Source organism: Geobacillus thermodenitrificans subsp. thermodenitrificans DSM 465, from assembly GCF_000496575.1.
Lineage (GTDB): Bacteria > Bacillota > Bacilli > Bacillales > Anoxybacillaceae > Geobacillus > Geobacillus thermodenitrificans.
Map to the genome: position 1 here is coordinate 63,417 of NZ_AYKT01000009.1, position 19,522 is coordinate 82,938.

Sequence of the window (19,522 nt, forward strand, 5' to 3'; positions counted from 1 at the left end):
TTTGCACAAAAACGTTCATGAATGGATTTGACACTTCATCCCGAGACGAAACGCTCATGTTGATAGAAAAGAGCTCCCTTGCTCGGGAGCCCCATCGCTATTTATGGGAACAATACGTGTAACGCCGCTTTCAGCTGTACATCGTGCTTCGGATCGCGGATCGCTTCCATAATTTTTGTTTGCAGTACGTTAGCCGTCGTTTCATCGATACGACCGGTGGCCGGAAGCTTATTCGCTTTTTGGAATGCTTTCACCGCTGTTTCCGTTTCTTTGCTGAAATAGCCGTCCGTACGGCCCGGGTCAAAACCGAGTCCTTTTAACATTTTTTGTGCATTCGCAATTTGTTCATCATTCATATCATACGTGAACGGTTTTTCTACATGAAGCGGAGCGACGTGGAAAAACTCAGGCTGCTCAACGGCCACATCTGGCTTGATTCCTTTTCCATGGATCCAATGCCCATCCGGCGTCAGCCATTTGTAAAGCGTCAGCTTAATGTTGCTGCCATCGCCCATTGGAATCGCCTGCTGCACCGTTCCTTTACCGAACGTCGTCTCACCGACGAGCTTGTAACCGCCGGCTTCCTTCATCGCTCCCGCTAAAATTTCCGATGCCGACGCACTGCCTTTGTCAATGAGCACAACGATCGGGTATGGCTTTTTCTCTGTTATATCAGAATAAAATTTTTGCTTGTCGCCATTGCGCTCTTCAATTTGCACGTACGGTTTATGTTTCGGGACAAGGTCTTTTAAAATTTCCTCGATGCTTTGCAAATAGCCCCCCGGATTGCCGCGCACGTCGATAATGAGCCCGTCGATTTTCTCAGCCTCAAGCTTCGCTAGTTTCTTTTTAAAATCGGCGGCTGTATTTTCCGAAAACGATGTGATTTGCAAATAGCCGGCCTTTTTGCCATCATACGTTTTCACCGCCTCATACACCGTTTCGATCGGGATTTCGTCACGGACGACTTTGACTTTCATCGCATTTTTGGCGCCCGGGCGGAGAATCTCAAGCTCCACCGTCGTCCCTTTTTTGCCGCGGATTTTCAGCACTGCCTCATACAAATCGAGCCCCTCAAGGCTTTCCCCGTTGACGCGCAAAATTTGATCGTTCGGTTTCAGCCCCGCTTTTTCCGCCGGCGAGTTTTTAATCGGTGCAACGATCGTCACTTTCCCGTCAATCATGCTCACTTCAGCACCGATCCCCTCAAATGATGAATCAAGCGATTCGTTAAACTGTTCGGTCGTTTCCGCATCCATATAGACAGAATACGGATCGTCAAGCGTACCAATCATCCCTTGAATGGCGCCTTCCGCCAATTTTTCCTCATCTACTTTTTCCACGTACCGGCTTTTGATCAGCTCATATGCCTGGCGGATTTTTTTTATCTCTTCTTCGTCGTTTGCCCCCTTGGACGATTCATTCGGAATGACTGCTGACATCGGACTGTCCTCTGCTCCGCCGGCCAGCTGCAAGCCGACATACGTCCCACCGGCCCCGATGAGCATCGATAGGGCCATCAATACGGCCGTCGTTGTTTTTTTCACGTTGTTTCCTCCTCACCCTATACATAAAGGAAAAGCACCGCATCATGCCGTGCCATGCCCTTATCTCCATCATATGTCAGGCTTGTACTGAGTATGCTTCCCCATTGTCGCCATAGGGGAAGCGTCGTCTGCTATTAGTTTACACGCTCCCTTTTGATTTCTCAACTCATACGGGCTCAAAAAAAGAGACACCCCGCCTCATTGGCGAAAGATGTCTCTTCCTTTTGGTGTTAGTTTGGTAAGTCAATGAGCATGAACCGCGCCCCTTCGTTCGTCAACAGGCGAAGCGTCGGCGTCTCCGTTATGCGAGCCGCATCGCGCCGTTGCAAGTCCGCCTCACCGTTCAATGACAAGTCTCCCTCGATGACAAAGACAAAGATGTTTCGCTCCTCTGGCTGGGTAAATGTCAGTTCATGTCCGGCTTCCAAGTCAGAAAGGTAAATGGTCAAATCTTGATGAATGTGAGCAATTCCCGGAGAAGAAGGCTGTTTCGCCACGACAGGCAGCAGCGCGTTTCTCATCTTTTCGACTGGAAATTCAACCCGCTCGTACGAAGGCGTTAATCCATACTCTTCCGGCAAAAACCAAAGTTGCAGAAAGTTGACCTCTTCTGTCGCCGACGGATTTACTTCCGAATGAACGATGCCGGTACCCGCGGACATCCGCTGCACGCCGCCAAACGTCGTCACTGCCTTATGCCCGGTGCTGTCTTCATGTTGCAAATACCCTTTTAACACGATCGACACAATTTCCATCTCCCGGTGCGGGTGAGCACCAAAACCAGCCAGCGGTGCGATGACATCATCATTTAACACCCGCAGCGGCCCGAACTGAATGTTGTTCGGATCGTAATATTCACCAAACGAAAAACTATGGTACGTCTTCAACCAACCGTAATCAGCATGATAACGGGACGAAGCCCGGTCAATACGGATCATCCGTTTTCACTCCTTCATTCCTTTGAAGATGATACGAATCGTAAACTGTCAGCGATATTCACTAAACCTCATTAATTCATAAATCTCGAATTCGAGATTATTATATAAGAGCATACTTCTTTTGTCAACCGCCTGTTTGTGTCTGCTTCTCCTTGCTCCTATGCATTTTATTGCCTTTCTTCGAGCAACAAGTCAACCATTGGGCAGGTTAGAGGCGGTCTTCATGCGGGCAGCGGGCACGCCGGTCGTTTCCCGGATGACGATGGCGTCCCCTCTCCAGAAGCGATGGCCACAAAAAAATACGCAACTCGCCTTCCTCAACGAGGCAGGCAAGTTGCGTATACGAGGTGGTGTAAGCGTTAGAACGCGATATAACTACGCGGGTCGACCGCATTCGTTTTCCCAGGGTTCCAACTGCCGCGATGCAACTCAAAGTGAAGGTGTGGGCCGGTTGAATGTCCAGTGTTGCCCATATAGCCGATGATTTGTCCTTTGCTGACACGTTGTCCTTCTCCGACCAAGCGCGCCTCGAGATGGGCGTAAACGGTCGTATACACTTGACCGTTAATGACGTGGCTGACGAAAATGGCGTTGCCGTAGCTGCTAGAATAGTAGGAACGGAACACGACCCCATCAGCAGCCGCAACGACCGGAACGACCGGGGCACGCTTGCCGATGTCAACCGCCGGGTGAAAATCGGAGCCGCCAAACCGGTAGCCAAAACCGGATGTGATCGGTCCGTTGGCCGGGCGAGTAAACGCTCCGCTTGATACAGGCGGTGTGCTGCCGCCGGATGGCGTTTCTCCGCCGCTTTTCGATGTTGACGATGAAGACGAAGATGTCGACGGCGAAGATTTCGGCGCTGTATATGTACGTGCACGCTGTTTCGCTGCCTCTTCCTCGACCCGTTTCTGCCGCTCAAGTTCGGCGAGCTGCTGCTTCACAGCGGCTTCTTGTTTCGCGATCAGTTCTTTTTCCTCTTCAAGTTCCATTTTATGATGATGCTCTTCTTCCTCTTTCTCTTTCAAATCCGACATTAAGCGGTTTTTCTGTTCAAGCTGGGCATCAAGTTTGGCTTGCAGCTGTTTCAGCTCCTGCAAGTCCGCTTGCAGTTTGTTCCGCTTTTGCGTCAGCTCAGTTTCTTTTTTCTCTTTGAGCGCTTTATCCGCTTCCTGCTCGCGGAGGATTTGTTGGTCAGCTTCCATGATGGCTGTCACCGCGCTCATTCGGTCGATGAAGTCACTAAAGCTTTGAGCGCCAAGCAACACTTCCAAGTAGCTGACCGCTCCACCGCTTTCTTGGAGCGAACGGATGCGCGCTTTTAAGATTTCATTCCGTTTTTCAATCCGCTCCTGAATCTCGGCAATTTCTTGTTGCAGCTTGTCAATCGCCCGTTCGGTTTCATCAATGTCCGTGCTGACTTTGCGAATTTTGCCGCTCGTTTCCTCAATGGCGCTATTGAGTTTTTCAATGTCATTAGCGACTTGTTTTTGCTGCGATTGCAGGGCTTTAATGTTTTTTTGCGACTCGCTAATTTTCTCTTCAACGCCCGACCGTTTCGAGCGCAGCGCATTGATTTCGCTTCGTTTTTGCTCGATATCGCGGTTGCTAACAGCGTTCGCCGCCGGCGGGAGAACGCCCAATCCGAGTGTTGCCACGACAGCGAGCACCATCATCTTTTTCTTTTTCATGGCTTTTCCCCTCTCCCTATCAAATTGATTTTTATACTTTCAAAAACTTACGCACTGACATGACGCTTCCCCAGACACCGATCAAAGCGCCAATGCCCAACAACAAGGCGCTCAGTTGCCAAATGAATGGAGAAAACGGCAAAAGCTCGAACAGCTGCAGGGAAAACTGCTGTTTGTATAGACGGTGCACATTGTAATAAACGAGCGCCAGTACGACGATCGGAACGATCGAACCGAGCATCCCAAGCCATAGCCCTTCAAGGAAAAACGGCCAGCGGATGAACCCATTCGTCGCCCCGACGAGCCGCATAATTTCAATCTCACGGCGACGGGCAAAAATCGTAATTTTAATGGTATTAGAAATTAAAAACATCGCTGTAAACAACAGACCAAAAATCAGCACCAATCCGACGTTGCGCATGACCTTAAGCGCATCAAATAGCTTTTCAACCGTCCCTTGTCCATAATTGACTTTATGAACGGACTGGAACGTTTCAATTTGCTTTGCAATTTTAACGGTATCTTGCGGATTAGCAGCTTTCACAACATACACATCGCTTAATGGGTTGTCTTGCTCAAACAGCTGGAACGATGAGCCTTCCTCACCCATGCTTTCAATCAACCGCTTCAGCTCTTCATCTTTTGATGAGTAGTGAACTTCTTTCACACTTGGAAGGGCTTCGATTCGCTGGCGCAGCACATCCTTCTCTTTATTGTCAGCGGCCAAATCGATATGGACGCGAATTTCGACTTCATTTTCCACTTTTTTCGCAAAATAGTTAATGTTGAACATGACGGCAAAAAAGACACCGACCAGCAGTAGCGTCACCGTGACGGCGCTCGCGGATGCAAACGTCATCCAACCGTTGCGGCCAAGACTTTTCACGCTCTCCCGAACGTGGCGTTTGAACGTGTTAAGCGTCATAGCCGTATTCCCCCTTCGCCTCGTCACGGACGATTGTCCCATTTTCGATCGCAATAACGCGTCGACGGGTAGCATTGACGATCTCTTTATTATGAGTCGCCATTACAATCGTCGTGCCCCGTTCATTAATTTTCTCAAACAGTTCCATAATGCCCCACGATGTTTCAGGATCCAAATTTCCTGTCGGTTCATCAGCAATCACGATTTTCGGGGAATTGACGATCGAGCGGGCGATCGAGACACGTTGCTGTTCGCCGCCAGACAGTTCGTTTGGGTAAGAGCGGATTTTATGTTTGAGGCCGACTAGATCGAGTACTTCCATCACTTTTTTGCGAATCACTTTCGGCGATTCTTCAATCACTTCCAAAGCAAAGGCCACATTTTCATACACGGTGAGCGTCGGAAGCAGCTTAAAATCTTGGAACACAACACCGATGTTGCGGCGCAGCAACGGAACTTTACTGTCTTTGATGTTGGCAAGATTGACACCGTTGACCATAATGGTGCCGCTCGTCGGCTTTTCTTCACGGTACATCATTTTAATAAATGTCGATTTGCCTGCTCCGCTAGGCCCAACGACATAGACGAATTCTCCCTGCTTAATGCGAACGCTAACGCCGTTTAGCGCTACGACTCCGTTTGGGTATGTCTTATATACATCTTGCATTTCAATCATCATAATCACCTATTTTTCGACTCGCTTACTGTCATTTCTCGAGTTGTTTCGAACCAATTGTACAAAATTCCACAAGGCTTATTATAGCACGATTTCTTGCTGTCGAATTTTACATTTATATTTCAAATAGGAAACAATAGCAAAACTAGCATAAAAGACCTATATATGCAATATAAAGAGTGAATCTTCTCTTCACTCTGTACACTGTAAGTACTACCATCCTTCTCTCTAAGATCTTGTGAACGCCATCTACAACTGATCTATCGCGTGGAACATTCGTGAGAGGCGAAGAAAAATAAAAGACCGCCCAGTCCCTGAAAGGAAACTGGACGGCGCTTGTTTCGTTTTCGTGACTTATTTTTTCGCGGCGAGCCATTCCGCCACTTTGTCAGCGTCTTCGCCTTGGATGATTCCTCCTGGCATAGAGCCGCGGCCTTTGGCGATGACCTCTTTAATTTCGTCTGCCGAGTATTTGCTTCCTACTTTTTGTAAGTTCGGGCCGACCCCTCCCGAAAGGTCTTGGCCGTGACATGATGCACAGCTTTGTTGATAGACTTGCTCAGCAGCAGCAGTGGTATCCCCTCCACCGTTGTTGCCGCCGTTTTGCTCCCCAGCGTTATCATCGCCGCCGCCACATGCTGCAAGCGCCAATGAAGCGCCGAGGAACACGGTTGCTAATTTCCACTTCATGATGAACTCCCCCTAAAAACAAAAATTCGCTTCCTTCGTTATTATAACCGATTTCTTCAATTTTACGTACGTTGAAATCCTTCCCCAAGCACTTCAGAGGCGTTGGCAACGATGACAAACGCCGTCGGATCAATGGTTCGCACGATTTGTTTCAATTTTGTGAACTCCGATTGAGCGACGACACACATGAGCACTGGCCGTTCATGCTCCGTATACCCGCCATACGCCGGCAACCGCGTCACCCCGCGGTCGATTTCATGCAAAATGGCGCGCCGCACTTTTTCCTCTTCATTTGTAATGATGAGGGCGATTTTTGAATAGCCAAGCCCGACTTGGACGAGGTCGATCGTTTTGCTTGTCACATACAACGCGATCAAAGCATAAAGCGCCCGTTCAATATCGAACACGAACGCCGCCGTCAAGACGATCAAGCCGTCAATCAAAATGACGCACACCCCAAGCGACAGTCCGGTATATTTATGAATGATTTGCGCTGCCAAATCCGTACCGCCCGTCGAGGCACGGCCGCGAAACACAATACCGAGACCAAGCCCGACGCCAATGCCGCCAAACAATGCTCCAAGAAGCGGATTGACCGTCGCCGGCTCCATCCCTTTGGTGATGTAGACGACAAGCGGCAAAAACACCGTCCCGACAAACGTCTTGATGCCAAACTGCCGGCCTAAGAGCACGACGCCAGCGATAAACAGCGGGATGTTGAGCGCCCATTGAACATAGGCGGGCTGGATGCCAAACAGCGCATGCACAATCGTGCTAATGCCGCTCACCCCGCCGGAAGCAATCCGGTTCGGCAACAAAAACACGTTAAACGCGACGGCGACAATCGCCGCGCCAACAAGAACGTACACATACTCCAAGGCCGTCTCCACCGTTGGAGACATCGCTTTATCTCTTTTTCTCCGCATGCTTCCCCACCTTCCTCTGTGAGTATAGCATGCCCGTTTTTTTAAGTAAATGACAGTCAGTTAACGCGATAATGGTCTACTATGATAAAGAAAAAAAGAGCGATCAGATGATCGCTCTTTACTTCAATTTCGCGCGCAAATACGCGTCAATGAACACATCGATTTCCCCATCCATCACCGCTTGCACGTTGCCGACCTCCACATTCGTCCGATGGTCTTTGACAAGCGAATACGGATGGAAGACGTAGGAGCGGATTTGGCTGCCCCAGCCGATTTCTTTTTGCTCGCCGCGCAGCTCGGCGAGTTCAGCTTGCTGTTCCTCCATTTTCTTTTGATACAGCTTCGCTTTTAACATATTCATCGCTTTTTCGCGGTTTTTAATTTGCGACCGCTCCGATTGGCACGTAACGACAATGCCGGTCGGCAAGTGGGTGATGCGCACCGCGGAGTCGGTCGTGTTGACGTGCTGCCCGCCCGCACCGCTTGAGCGGTACGTGTCGATTTTCAGCTCTTCCGGACGGATCTCAATCTCAATGTTATCGTCCATCTCCGGCACGACTTCGCATGACACGAACGACGTATGGCGGCGGCCTGAGGCGTCAAACGGGGAGATGCGCACAAGCCGGTGTACCCCTTTTTCCGCCTTTAAGTAGCCGTATGCATTATGTCCCTTGATAAGCAAGGTGACGCTTTTCACCCCGGCTTCCTCGCCTGGGAGATAATCCAGTGTTTCGACTTTAAATCCTTTTTTCTCCGCCCAGCGCGTGTACATGCGCAACAGCATCGACGCCCAGTCTTGCGATTCCGTGCCGCCCGCACCCGGATGAAGCTCCAAAATCGCGTTATTTTGGTCGTACGGCTCGTTGAGCAACAGCTGCAGCTCAAACTGGCTGAAGTCTTTCGTCAATTTTTTCGCTTCTTCCACAAGTTCAGCCTGCAGCTCGTCATCCGGCTCCTCTTTCAACAACTCATACGTCACTTCCAAGTTGTCGAACCGTTCCGCGAGCGATTCAAACTCGCCGACTAATTCCTTGAGCGCATTCGCTTCGGAAATGATCGCCTGCGCCGCTTTCTGGTCATCCCAAAAGCCGGGCGCGGCCATTTGCTCCTCTAATTCTTGAATGCGCGTCTGCTTTGTTTCGAGGTCAAAGAGACCCCCTGATTTCCGCTAATCGCTTAGCCATTTTTTCTAACTCTTGCTTGATTTCCACTAAATCGATCATGTTGTCCTCACCTCATCATGAATATCGTATGCGCATCATTTGCGTTTGCCATTCAAAAGAGAGGCGATGCCTCTCTTATTATTTATAAACGGTTATACCGCTCTTCCGCAACAATGTTTATATTTTTTGCCGCTTCCGCACGGGCACGGATCGTTGCGCCCGACGCGCACCGCTTTGCGGATCGGTTTTTTCTTCGGTTCTTCACCGTCTTCTTTCGGGTGAACCGCCTCGCCTTTCGCCACTTCTTGGCGTTCGAGGTTATGATGGATTTCCGCCTTCATGATGTACGTCGCGACTTCCTCTTCGATCGCCGCAATCATGTTTTCAAACATCGCATAGCCTTCCATCTGGTATTCACGGAGCGGGTCAACCTGCCCGTAAGCGCGCAAATGGATGCCTTGGCGGAGCTGTTCCATCGCATCGATATGGTTCATCCATTTCATATCGACAGCGCGCAGCACAACGACCCGTTCAAATTCGCGCATTTGTTCTGGCGGAATTTGCGTTTCCTTCTCGTCATAGCGCGCTTTGACTTTCGCCCAGATGAGCTCGATCATCTCTTCCGGCTCTTTGCCGCGCAAGTCGCCTTCCGTCACGTCGCCTTCCGGAAGCAAGTAGGCGTTAAGGTAATCGACCACCCCTTTCAAGTTCCACTCTTCCGGCAAGTCTTCTTTCGGCGTGTAGGTGTTGACGACGCGCTCGATCACCGACCGGATCATTTTCTCGATAATGCCGCGCAAATTGTCGGCATCGAGCACTTCAAAGCGCTGGCGATAAATGACTTCCCGCTGTTCGCGCAACACGTCGTCATACTGAAGCAACTGTTTACGGGCATCAAAGTTGTTGCCTTCGACGCGTTTTTGCGCCGACTCGACCGCCCGTGTCACCATTTTGCTTTGAATCGGCTGCGAATCGTCCATGCCGAGCCGATCCATCATCGCCATGAGGCTCTCGGAGCCAAAGCGGCGCATCAACTCATCTTCAAGCGACAAGTAAAACTGTGACACTCCCGGGTCGCCTTGGCGCCCCGAACGGCCGCGCAGCTGGTTGTCGATCCGCCGGCTTTCATGCCGCTCCGTGCCGATGACGGCCAGCCCGCCAAGCTCCTTGACTCCTTCGCCGAGCTTAATGTCCGTCCCGCGCCCGGCCATGTTCGTCGCGATCGTCACCGCGCCTTTCTGACCCGCTTGGGCAATGATCTCGGCCTCTTTCGCATGGTTTTTCGCGTTTAAGACGTTATGCGGAATACCGCGTTTTTTCAACATCTCTGATAACAGTTCCGACGTCTCGATCGCCACTGTGCCGACAAGCACCGGCTGCCCTTTTGCATGGCGCTGGGCGATATCCTCGACGACAGCGCGGAATTTCCCCTCCATCGTCCGATAAATCAAATCCGGACGGTCTTCGCGAATGACCGGACGGTTCGTCGGAATGACAACGACGCGCATGTTGTAGATGTTGCGGAACTCCTCTTCTTCCGTTTTCGCCGTCCCGGTCATCCCCGCCAATTTTTCATACATGCGGAAATAGTTTTGGAACGTAATCGTCGCGAGTGTCATCGACTCGTTTTGAATCTCGAGGCCCTCTTTCGCCTCGATGGCCTGATGAAGCCCGTCGCTGTAGCGTCGGCCATGCATCAAACGCCCGGTGAACGGGTCGACGATGATGACTTTCCCGTCTTGCACGACGTAATCGACGTCACGCTGCATCGTCACATGCGCCCGCAGCGCCAGCTGAATATGATGGTTGAGCGTGACGTGTTTTAAATCGAACAAGTTGTCGATGCCAAACGCCCGCTCCGCTTTATTCATCCCTTCCTCAGTCAGCTGGACGCTTTTCGATTTTTCATCATACGTATAATCGACATCTTTGCGAAGCGTGCGCACGAACGCGTTCGCCTGCACATACAGCTTCGTCGATTTTTGCGCCGTCCCGGAAATGATGAGCGGTGTCCGCGCCTCATCGATCAAAATCGAGTCGACCTCGTCGACAACGGCAAAATAAAGCGGGCGCTGCACGATATGTTCTTTATACAGCACCATGTTGTCGCGCAAATAGTCAAAGCCGAACTCATTGTTCGTCCCGTACGTAATATCGGCATTGTACGCCGCCTGTTTCTCCTCGCGCGACATGCCGCTTAAGTTCAGGCCGACAGTCAACCCTAAAAACTCGTACAGCTGGCCCATTTCTTTCGCGTCGCGCGATGCCAAATATTCGTTGACGGTCACCACATGCACCCCGCGCCCGGTCAACGCGTTTAAGTAGACCGGCATCGTCGCCGTCAACGTTTTCCCTTCCCCGGTTTTCATCTCAGCGATGTCGCCTTCGTGCAGGACAACACCGCCCATAATTTGCACTTTATATGGGTACAAGCCGAGAACACGCTTCGCCCCTTCACGCACAACAGCGAACGCTTCCACAAGCAGATCATCCAGCGATTCACCTTGCTGGTAGCGGGCTTTAAACTCCTCGGTCTTTTGCCGCAACTGTTCATCCGACAACCGCGCCATCTCCGGCCCGAGCGCATCGACTTGGTCAGCGATTTTCTCAAGCCGTGCCAACTGGCGCTTGTTCGGGTCAAATACCTTTTTTAAGACTCCAAGCATAGGAAACGCTCCTTATTTTTTCAATGGACTTACTTATTAATCATATCACTTGAGAGGGTACAGTGACAACCATCGCGCAGGCGTAAAAGGATGCGGCTTGTCCACGGAGCGGTCATGCCTTGGTCGGCAGTTGTTCGATCGCTGTTGGTATAGTGCCTTTCATGGATTGTATGAAGCCGCATTTGTCCCCCCTCCCCTAGCTGTATCCCACTCGCTGAAACGACTCCTTCACTTCTGTTTATTCAGCTTCCCCACGGTCCAACCGTTCCTTCACTTCTCCCATTCCCCGCTCAAGGCGGGCCACTCCTTTCATCCACGCAGCCTGCGAACACCTCGACGCGAGCAGTCAACGAGGCCATGGCCCGTTCCTTTTTGCCAAACGGTCGTCAACCTGCGCAAAACGCTAACGAACGTCGTCTGGAAACGCGAAATCCATTTTTTCATCTGCCGAACGTTAACCAATATTTCCCTAAACATTCTCCCCGTATCATGAGAAACATCCCCTGCCCAACAAGCAGGGGATGCGTCTTGTCAACAACCGGTGTCAGTTTGCCTCAATCAATCCGTATCGTCCGTCTTTGCGGCGGTAGACGATGTTTGTCCGATTCGTTTCGGCGTTCGTAAAGATAAAGAAGTTGTGCCCTAACAAATTCATCTGCAAAATCGCTTCTTCGCTGTCCATCGGCTTTAAGCTGAAATGTTTCGTGCGCACGATTTCAAATTCCTCGTCGTTCTCCACCGCAGCAGCGCCGTTTGGCACAGGAGCCGCCAACTTCACTCCTTTCTCACGGTCGCGCAGCTTCCGATTGACTTTCGTTTTATGCTTGCGGATTTGCCGCTCCAATTTATCGGTTACTAAGTCAATGGCCGCATACATATCGTCGTGGCGCTCCTCCGCGCGCAACAATAGATGCGGAATCGGAATGGTCACCTCGATTTTTCCTTGTCCATCGTTGTAGACTTTCAAGTTAACGTTTACATGAACGTGATCGGTGTCATCAAAGTACCGCTCCAGTTTCCCGATTTTTTTCTCCACATACTCGCGCAAAGCTGGCGTTACTTCGATGTTTTCCCCACGAATGTTATACATCATTGCTGACCACTCCTTATTTTCAAACTATAGATCCCTACACTTTTTAATTACCCACTAAACCCCGACTTCAATCAAAAATATTTGCGAAGATTTTGTGAAAAGCATAGAAAAATATAGTCATAGAGATACATTTTCCCTTATGACGTTGGACATATGTAGTTTGTAAACAAATGGGAAAGGACCATATTTCCCAAAAGCAGCAACGTGCGGCTCTCGCGCGGCGTACGGCTGACCAACGACGACCTTCGTTCTCTTTGGCAAAGGGGTTCAATACATGTATATCGATGGTAAGCAAATATATGACATCCGTCCGCTGATTAGCCTGATTTTACGCCAGCAGTTGGTGCGTATACGACATGATGACCACCTTCGTCAGGCAAAAATGCTGCTTCGTCTCGTTTCTTCGCTCGGTGGAGAGTAACGAAAATTGGATAAGGAAAAAGGACAGTCTGTGCTGTCCTTTTCCATACTCCCAACCTGAACACCGGTACACCAAAAGAAACAGCCACGGCAAGTTACCCACCGTTGCCAAACAATCCACATCAGCCCTCTGCCAATCATTCGCTCCCTATCGCGTTGCGCCGCAAGTTCCACCGTTCGTTTGTGATTTCGACATCCAACAAACGACTGACATATGACAGGACTCCTCTCCTGTGTTCGAAGAGGCTGATGGTTGACTGCATCTTCACCCCAACTTCCAGCCCCATCCTCACCAATGGGATCGCACGCCTATCCTGCCTCACACTCCGTTTCTCATTGAACAACATACCGACGCAAGCCGCTCTCCACCGCGATCTTCCACGCCTGAAACGCCGGCGACAACCGTCCGCATATAATCCGCTTTTTCACCGCCGCATCGGCAAACTGCCCATCAAGCGCCGCTGCCGCTTCGAGCACATCCGCAAACCGTTCGATATGACCGACGAAATCACTCTCATCAGCGAACAGCTGGCATAAGTAAACGTTCGTCTCGCCGATTTTCCCAAGCGCCAACAAAATATCCGCCAGCACCATATCCGCATGCATCCGCCGCGGGTCGGAAAAACTCGCCTCCACATAATCAAGTCCTTCTTCGACCGTCTCGAGCAGCGCCGCGTATTGGCGTATGATATTCAGCGCCGTGCTTGTCAATTCCACCATCCTGAATCCCACCTATCGTCGCTTATCATAAAACATCCCGTCAAAGGAAAGCGGCTGCTCGTATGGGTGAACGTAGTGAGCATTCGCCTGCCGCTTCGCCCCTGCCATCCGCAAATCATCGCGAATCTCATCGCGCACTTGACGAAGCCGCGCCTCAATCTCCTGATTCCAAGCGACGATCTCGCGGCCAAGCCGCTGCTCTTCCTCACTGTATGGCGGCCGCAGCTTGTGAAGCAGCCTCTCGCGTCGCCGAAGCAGCTCATCGACCTGCGACAGCCACGTCTCGCGCTCCTCAGCTGGCCACGGCAGCGCCGTCGCTTCAAGCAGCTGTTTCGTCACCACCCAAACATCGTGCACTACGCCCATTACGCCTGTCCGCCTTCCGCGTATTGCCGTTGCCGATTCAACTGAATCACTTGCTTCCACGTATCGCGAAACTCCGTGACATACCCTTCCACTTCGTCCAAAATCGCCGCATCATGTTTCACATTCGCCTCGATCAGGCGGCGGTAGATGTAGTCATACATCGTCATCATCGATTTCGCAACCTCATACTCCATCTTCAATGTCTTCATCAGTTCCAAAATGATGTTTTGCGCTTTAATCAAGTTCTCATTGCGCGCCGTCACATCGCCCGTCTCGATCGCCTGGCGCGCGAGTTTGATAAACTTCAAGCAGCCGTTATACAACATGAGCGTCAACTCACCGGGCGATGCCGTCTGCACGGCATTCGTTTGATATTGTTGATACGGGTTGTTCATTGCCATCACCTTCACTCCTTCTCAGTCATCACAAAATAGGAGATTCCCTATAAAATTAAACAAGCAACGATTGTTAACGCGTTCTGTCCCGAAAAAACGGCCTTCACCATATATACTAGACAAGCAATATAGTGTTCTAGAAAAACGATTGTAGGCATTGCAATGGTCTTCATCACCGTAAGTCATGCACGTTATGAAAAAATCAAAAAACGCTGAAGCCAGCCCCTGCTCATCATTCACCACTCAACTGGGCGCGCCTGATCTAATCAAACGGCCGTCCAATGCACTATCACCCTTGCATGCCGCCGAAGAAGGCGTTCATTAAATACATGCTTTGCTGATTGGCGCGCTGAATCGCCTCTTCCATCGCCATAAACTGTCGGTAGTAGCGGTCTTCGATCAGTTTCAGACGGTCTTCAAACCGGTCCATTTGATTATTGATTTGAATCAACTCACGCCCGATCGCAAACTGCTGGTTCGTCCAAAGCGCCTTCCCGGCCTTTTGCTCAATCTTCCCGATCGTTTCTTTAATCGTATCACGCAAACGGCGGGCAATGCCTTTTTCCGCGTCCGTCGTGCCGTTTTGGTTAAACAGCTGATACACCGCTTCCGGGTTTTCTTTAATCTTCTCCCGCAGCTTCGTCTCGTCAATGATCAATTTCCCGCCATCGAGATAGTTCGACGACGTTGTAATGCCGAGCTGGGCCAGCTGCGAAAGCCCGCTCGGGATGTTCGCTCCTTCCACTTTCGTGTACACATCCATCCGCATTTGGCTAAGGGCGCTTGATAAAATCGAATCGCCGCGAAGCATCCCGCTTCGCGCTTTTTCTTCCCACAGCTCAATTTGCTTTTCCGTCATCGCTTCTTTTTGCTCGTCAGTGAGCGGCGGATAGCTCCGGTAGCGCTCCTCTTTCAGCTCGGCGTTGATTTTGGCGACCACTTCATTGTATTTATCGACAAATCCTTTAATCACGTTCACCATCGCATCGACATCGGTCTCCACCGAAACCGTCGCCGTCCCCGTCCCTTTGACCGTATACGTCACACCATTAATCGTGAACGTGTTTGACGAACGGCTAGTCTTTAAGCCGTTAATCGTCACTTGCGCATCCTGTCCTTCGGTTTTTCCAGTGAGCTCCTGCTCTGCCGCTGCTCCTGTAAACCCCAGTTTTTGCGCGAAAAAGTTGGCCGTCTCTTCGTCATCCAGCACCAAACTGGCCTGCGCTCCTGTCTCTTTCTTCATAATCGAAATCCGTCCGGTTTGTTCATCGTAAAACGCGCTGACGCCAAGATTGGCATTGCTGTTCAATTGGGCGATCAATCCGTCCAACGTTGTTCCTTGTTTCACCGTTATTTCCACTGTGTTCGTGCTGCCATCGCCGTTCGTCACTTTGATCGTCAACGTCGTATCAGCATCAACGGAAAAATCGTCCTTGCGCACACTCACATTGGATAACCAAACGGCTGACGTTGCCACCTGATCGACTTGAATCGTCGTCGCCACATTCGCCGCGCTGGCGCTTGCTGTCGCTGTCACGACCGCTTCATTCGAGCTCGAGATGGTTTTTTTGAGCATGCTGCTTTGGAGGGTGATGTTGCTGAACAAGTAGTCATCCAACCCTTGCAACAGCGTGTTCATCGCCCGGTAATCATCACGCTGCCACTCAAGCAGCTGCTTTTTTTGATACAGCTTATCCAGCGGCATCCGCTCCGCTCTCATCAAATCTTTGACGATTTGGTCAATATCCATTCCGCTCGCCAAACCGCTAATGCGCAAATTCCCTGCCACGTTTCTTCACCACCATTAAATTTTTCGATCCACCAGCAATCCGACAAACTCCATCATCGCCGCATACATATCCAACAGCTTTTTCGGTGGAATTTCACGAACCACTTCCTGTGTTTTTACATCCACCACTTGCACGTAATACTCATTCAGCTCCTTATGCAGCTCAAACCGAATCGATGTATGGCTCGGCTGCAACAACTCATTCAAGCCATTGACGACGTTCTCCAACTCATCGTTCGAAAACAGATGCGAAGGAGAAGTAACCTCTCCTTCTTGCGGCCGTGCTGCCGAAGCCTCAACGTTTGCTTTCACCTGTTCGCCTCGCCTCAATGCATACGAAAGGAAAGAAGAAGATACTCGTTCAATCGTCATACAGATCCGCTCCCTTGCTTTGAACGCTTTCTATCGTTTATATCGGATGAAACACAGGGAGTGTGAAGGGGGAACGACAATTTCATCTGAACGAAAGGTGGTTTAGGAAGAGTGAAAGAGTGGTGTATAAATGAAGATATCAAAAGCAAAGGAGATGAGAGTAGTGGGATTGGAACATTTGGAGCTATTTTTAAGGATATCTCTAATTACTTCGCTATCGTCTTCCGACCTAATAAATCTCTGCTACCTGACAGTTGACTTTTTATCATTTCCATATTTATAGATTCCTTATGGCCATTTTTCATGGCTATCCTCCTCACTTAAAGAGTGCTATCTGAAGTACATCATGATCTGAGTACTAGATCTCGTTACATTCCTCTTATCATGTACTAAAATCATCAAGGAATTTCTGTAGAAGGGATGCATTACCTCATCTCATGAATTCTTCCACATTACGATCACGAGAAAAGGTGTCCCACATTTTTGGGGACACCTTTTTCAAAAATTGACTTAGTAAAATTAACGAAGCAATTGCAATACTGCTTGTGGTTGTTGGTTGGCTTGCCATGCCTCAACGTCTTTCGACCGTTGTGTAGACTACCTCTTCACCCTCAGCATAACCTGTTAGGGGCTGGGCGCTTTGGTTCGGCATCGGCCTCCCCTACGGGCTTCATCACCATAGCATACGCCGTAGGTGGTATGCCCTAGTCGTTGAACCTTCTCCACCCTTTCGGGACAGGAGCTCGGCTGCTGATTGCCCAATCCTTTGGCTTTTTCCGCCGTCACGTCTGCCGTTTCCAACTCCGTTGTGGCGCCAAAGGCTCTCAGGGCTTCCCAGCAATTCACCCAGTCATCCTCTTAGCTGTTTCCAGCTAAGACGCCCGCCAAACCAACCTACCGAAGCAGCTGCAACACCGCTTGCGGCAGTTGGTTTGATTGAGCCAACATCGCTTGTGATGCTTGCATCAGAATGTTGTTTTTCGTGAATTCCATCATTTCTTTGGCCATATCAACGTCACGGATGCGGGATTCTGCTGCTGTTAAGTTTTCTGCCGAAGTGCCTAAGTTGTTAATCGTATGTTCGAGACGGTTTTGATAAGCACCAAGTTTTGAACGTTCTGCAGAAACTTGTTTAATAGCATTATCAATAGAGGTAATGGCTTCTTCTGCTCCAGACGTAGAAGTGATATCTACATCACTCACCCCAAGAGCTTGCGAAGACATATTATTAATGCCTACATTCATCGTCTGGCCCTCATTAGCTCCTATATGCATCAACAATGAATTATCTACAATTGTAATTGTGGTATTACCGTTAGCAATGTTGTAGTTGAAAGAAAGTTTTAACCCTGCAATTTCGACTTCAGATCTGTTAAAATCTGTTACTGTGACAGTAGCAATAGTATCCGAATCTTTCATTAAGGTAAAAGTATGGTCGCCTTCGACGTCAAAAGATACCGTACCGTTTCCCGTAACTTTTGTTGTGTCAAAAGTTATTCCCGCTAATGTAATCGAAGAAGTACCTGAACCTACACCAACATTATTCTGTTTAGCCACTACCTCACCAGTAGCTGCATCAACCAAAGTAAATACCTTCTTACCACTATTTTGAGCATCATCAGCTATTTTAAGTTGATAGCTACCATATTTAACTTTTGCTTCCTCACCTGCTTGGATACTTATATCACTGTCCCCCATTCCAGTACCGGCATCAACAATGTTAGTGACCTCCTGGTTGTCTGTGTCAGTAACTTGTAAGGTATACGCTCCACTAGCTAATCTCGCATTTACGACTTCCACATTACCAATATTGGCTTCATTAGTTTCTCCTACAGTCGCTGTGATCGCTACATTTCCATTTAAAAGTTTCTTCGTATTAAACTCAGTAGTTTCAGAAATTCTATCAATTTCGTCTTTCAACTGATTGATCTCTTTTTGAATTTCAGCACGGTCATCTGCAGTATTAGTATCGTTCGCAGCTTGCACTGCCAGCTCCCGCATCCGTTGCAAAATCGAGTGGGTCTCATTCAATGCTCCCTCTGCCGTTTGGATCAGTGAGATTGCGTCTTGCGCATTTTTAGAAGCCATTTCCAGACCACGAATTTGCCCTCTCATTTTTTCGGAGATTGCCAAGCCTGCCGCGTCATCGCCCGCGCGGTTAATGCGCAGACCAGAAGACAGTTTTTCCATGTTTTTCGTTGCAGCGCCTTGACCGATCGTCAGTTGGCGATACGTGTTCAACGCCGCGATGTTGTGGTTGATTCGCATCGTTTCTTCCTCCTTGAACTGTTTTTTTCCACGTCCTTGTGGAACGCGCTGGCACAGGGCGAAAGTCGGCCGCCTTTCGCCATATGCCACGCTCATTATTTATATCGGCTCATTTTTTGAAAGTTTAATAGAGAAAGAGAAAAAATTTTTTGGCGGGACGAAAAAAGCGCCGTTTGGGCGCTTGGGGGTTATGGTCGTTTCCATTGCTTCAGCTTGGCGGTCAGTGCGGCGAGCGACGCTTCGGACGCTTCGGAGGCGGCGCTGTTTTCCGCTTGAATGGCGAGGTATACTTCTTTGCGATGGATGTCGATGTGCTTGGGCGCGTTGATGCCGAGCTTCACTTGGTCGCCTTGGATGGCGAGGACGGTAATTTCGATGTCATCACCAATTTGAATCGCTTCTTTCAGTTTGCGTGTTAGGACAAGCATCGGGCCGCCTCCTTATTTCGCCACTTTTTCTGGGAAGAGGCGATGTTTCGTTCGGTACGTGGTGTTCGTTAAAATGATTTGCTTGCCGAGTCGTTTGCAGACGTGGATGACCACAGGCGCCTGCAAGTTGGCGGTCGTATGGTCAAACGGATCGGCAACGGTGAGGATGACATACACCGCGACGTCGCGTTCGCTTTCGATCTCAAGCTGTTCGACCGTTGTCTCGTCGAGTTCAAACTCGTACGACGGAAAGCATGAAAACGGCTCGATCAACACAAATCCAAGCGCAGGCGTATCGACCGACTGCAAGATGACAAACGGTGTGTCGGCAAGTGGGAGAAGGACGAACCGCTTCTCATCCGCAAATCCTGGCAAGCCATGTGGGAAATGGATAATGTCTTCTTCCTTCACCACCACGGTTCCGTGGTATTTGGTGTCGATATTCATGA

19 protein-coding genes are annotated in these 19,522 nt (G+C 49.8%); 1 reads left to right on the forward strand and 18 read right to left on the reverse strand.

Features of this window, described 5'->3' with window-relative positions:
* Nucleotides 1-101: 101 nt before the first annotated feature.
* The 10 genes from DSM465_RS0110905 to hpf all read right to left on the reverse strand — a co-directional run bounded on the left by DSM465_RS0110905 (nt 102) and on the right by hpf (nt 12,315).
* Nucleotides 102-1,547 carry a S41 family peptidase gene (locus DSM465_RS0110905; protein ID WP_008880324.1) on the reverse strand — a complete coding sequence of 482 codons (1,446 nt, stop codon included), beginning with the start codon at nt 1,545-1,547 and terminating at the stop codon, nt 102-104.
* A 230-nt stretch (nt 1,548-1,777) separates the two neighbouring features.
* Nucleotides 1,778-2,485 carry a pirin family protein gene (locus tag DSM465_RS0110910; RefSeq protein WP_029761347.1) on the reverse strand — a complete coding sequence of 236 codons (708 nt, stop codon included), beginning with the start codon at nt 2,483-2,485 and terminating at the stop codon, nt 1,778-1,780.
* 359 nt (nt 2,486-2,844) lie between these two features.
* Nucleotides 2,845-4,176 (reverse strand): murein hydrolase activator EnvC family protein, encoded by a 1,332-nt coding sequence (locus DSM465_RS20175; RefSeq protein WP_029761348.1) that lies wholly within the window; start codon nt 4,174-4,176, stop codon nt 2,845-2,847.
* 31 nt (nt 4,177-4,207) lie between these two features.
* Nucleotides 4,208-5,101: a permease-like cell division protein FtsX gene (gene ftsX / locus DSM465_RS0110920; protein WP_029761349.1), complete on the reverse strand. Its 894-nt coding sequence runs from the start codon at nt 5,099-5,101 to the stop codon at nt 4,208-4,210.
* Nucleotides 5,091-5,777, reverse strand: a complete 687-nt coding sequence (ftsE, locus tag DSM465_RS0110925; protein WP_029761350.1) for a cell division ATP-binding protein FtsE — start codon at nt 5,775-5,777, stop codon at nt 5,091-5,093. The genes ftsX and ftsE overlap by 11 nt, the downstream gene beginning before the upstream one ends.
* Nucleotides 5,778-6,131: 354 nt before the next feature.
* The gene (gene cccB / locus DSM465_RS0110930) at nt 6,132-6,467 is read right to left on the reverse strand and encodes a cytochrome c551 (RefSeq protein WP_011888191.1); all 336 of its coding nucleotides are present in this window, start codon (nt 6,465-6,467) and stop codon (nt 6,132-6,134) included.
* 62 nt (nt 6,468-6,529) lie between these two features.
* Complete coding sequence (locus tag DSM465_RS0110935; RefSeq protein ID WP_029761351.1) at nt 6,530-7,393, reverse strand: YitT family protein; 864 nt, start codon at nt 7,391-7,393, stop codon at nt 6,530-6,532.
* A gap of 118 nt (nt 7,394-7,511) precedes the next feature.
* A protein-coding gene (gene prfB / locus DSM465_RS0110940; RefSeq protein ID WP_144038740.1) for a peptide chain release factor 2 occupies nt 7,512-8,616 on the reverse strand; the annotation gives its coding sequence in 2 pieces (ribosomal slippage) (nt 7,512-8,540 and nt 8,542-8,616; 1,104 coding nt in all).
* 92 nt (nt 8,617-8,708) lie between these two features.
* The gene (gene secA / locus DSM465_RS0110945) at nt 8,709-11,222 is read right to left on the reverse strand and encodes a preprotein translocase subunit SecA (RefSeq protein WP_011888194.1); all 2,514 of its coding nucleotides are present in this window, start codon (nt 11,220-11,222) and stop codon (nt 8,709-8,711) included.
* Between the two features lie 544 nt (nt 11,223-11,766).
* Nucleotides 11,767-12,315 carry a ribosome hibernation-promoting factor, HPF/YfiA family gene (gene hpf / locus DSM465_RS0110950; protein ID WP_011888195.1) on the reverse strand — a complete coding sequence of 183 codons (549 nt, stop codon included), beginning with the start codon at nt 12,313-12,315 and terminating at the stop codon, nt 11,767-11,769.
* A gap of 274 nt (nt 12,316-12,589) precedes the next feature.
* On the opposite strand from hpf, the gene DSM465_RS19440 reads away from it, so the two are divergent.
* Nucleotides 12,590-12,736, forward strand: coding sequence for a hypothetical protein (locus tag DSM465_RS19440; protein WP_008880335.1), 147 nt, complete (start codon nt 12,590-12,592; stop codon nt 12,734-12,736).
* Between the two features lie 332 nt (nt 12,737-13,068).
* On the opposite strand, the gene DSM465_RS0110965 is transcribed toward DSM465_RS19440, so the two are convergent.
* The 8 genes from DSM465_RS0110965 to fliW all read right to left on the reverse strand — a co-directional run bounded on the left by DSM465_RS0110965 (nt 13,069) and on the right by fliW (nt 19,520).
* Nucleotides 13,069-13,455, reverse strand: a complete 387-nt coding sequence (locus tag DSM465_RS0110965) for a hypothetical protein (RefSeq protein ID WP_011888197.1) — start codon at nt 13,453-13,455, stop codon at nt 13,069-13,071.
* Between the two features lie 12 nt (nt 13,456-13,467).
* On the reverse strand, nt 13,468-13,821 hold the full coding sequence (locus tag DSM465_RS0110970; RefSeq protein WP_011888198.1) for a flagellar protein FliT: 354 nt from the start codon (nt 13,819-13,821) through the stop codon (nt 13,468-13,470).
* The gene (gene fliS / locus DSM465_RS0110975; protein ID WP_011888199.1) at nt 13,821-14,222 is read right to left on the reverse strand and encodes a flagellar export chaperone FliS; all 402 of its coding nucleotides are present in this window, start codon (nt 14,220-14,222) and stop codon (nt 13,821-13,823) included. The genes DSM465_RS0110970 and fliS overlap by 1 nt, the downstream gene beginning before the upstream one ends.
* Before the next feature lie 283 nt (nt 14,223-14,505).
* On the reverse strand, nt 14,506-16,005 hold the full coding sequence (locus DSM465_RS0110980) for a flagellar hook-associated protein 2 (protein ID WP_029761353.1): 1,500 nt from the start codon (nt 16,003-16,005) through the stop codon (nt 14,506-14,508).
* Between the two features lie 15 nt (nt 16,006-16,020).
* Nucleotides 16,021-16,377, reverse strand: coding sequence for a flagellar protein FlaG (gene flaG, locus DSM465_RS0110985; RefSeq protein ID WP_029761354.1), 357 nt, complete (start codon nt 16,375-16,377; stop codon nt 16,021-16,023).
* Between the two features lie 894 nt (nt 16,378-17,271).
* Nucleotides 17,272-18,645, reverse strand: a complete 1,374-nt coding sequence (locus DSM465_RS0111000; protein ID WP_029761356.1) for a flagellin N-terminal helical domain-containing protein — start codon at nt 18,643-18,645, stop codon at nt 17,272-17,274.
* A 188-nt stretch (nt 18,646-18,833) separates the two neighbouring features.
* On the reverse strand, nt 18,834-19,073 hold the full coding sequence (gene csrA, locus DSM465_RS0111005) for a carbon storage regulator CsrA (RefSeq protein WP_029761357.1): 240 nt from the start codon (nt 19,071-19,073) through the stop codon (nt 18,834-18,836).
* Between the two features lie 12 nt (nt 19,074-19,085).
* Nucleotides 19,086-19,520: a flagellar assembly protein FliW gene (gene fliW, locus DSM465_RS0111010; protein WP_029761358.1), complete on the reverse strand. Its 435-nt coding sequence runs from the start codon at nt 19,518-19,520 to the stop codon at nt 19,086-19,088.
* Nucleotides 19,521-19,522: the final 2 nt, after the last annotated feature.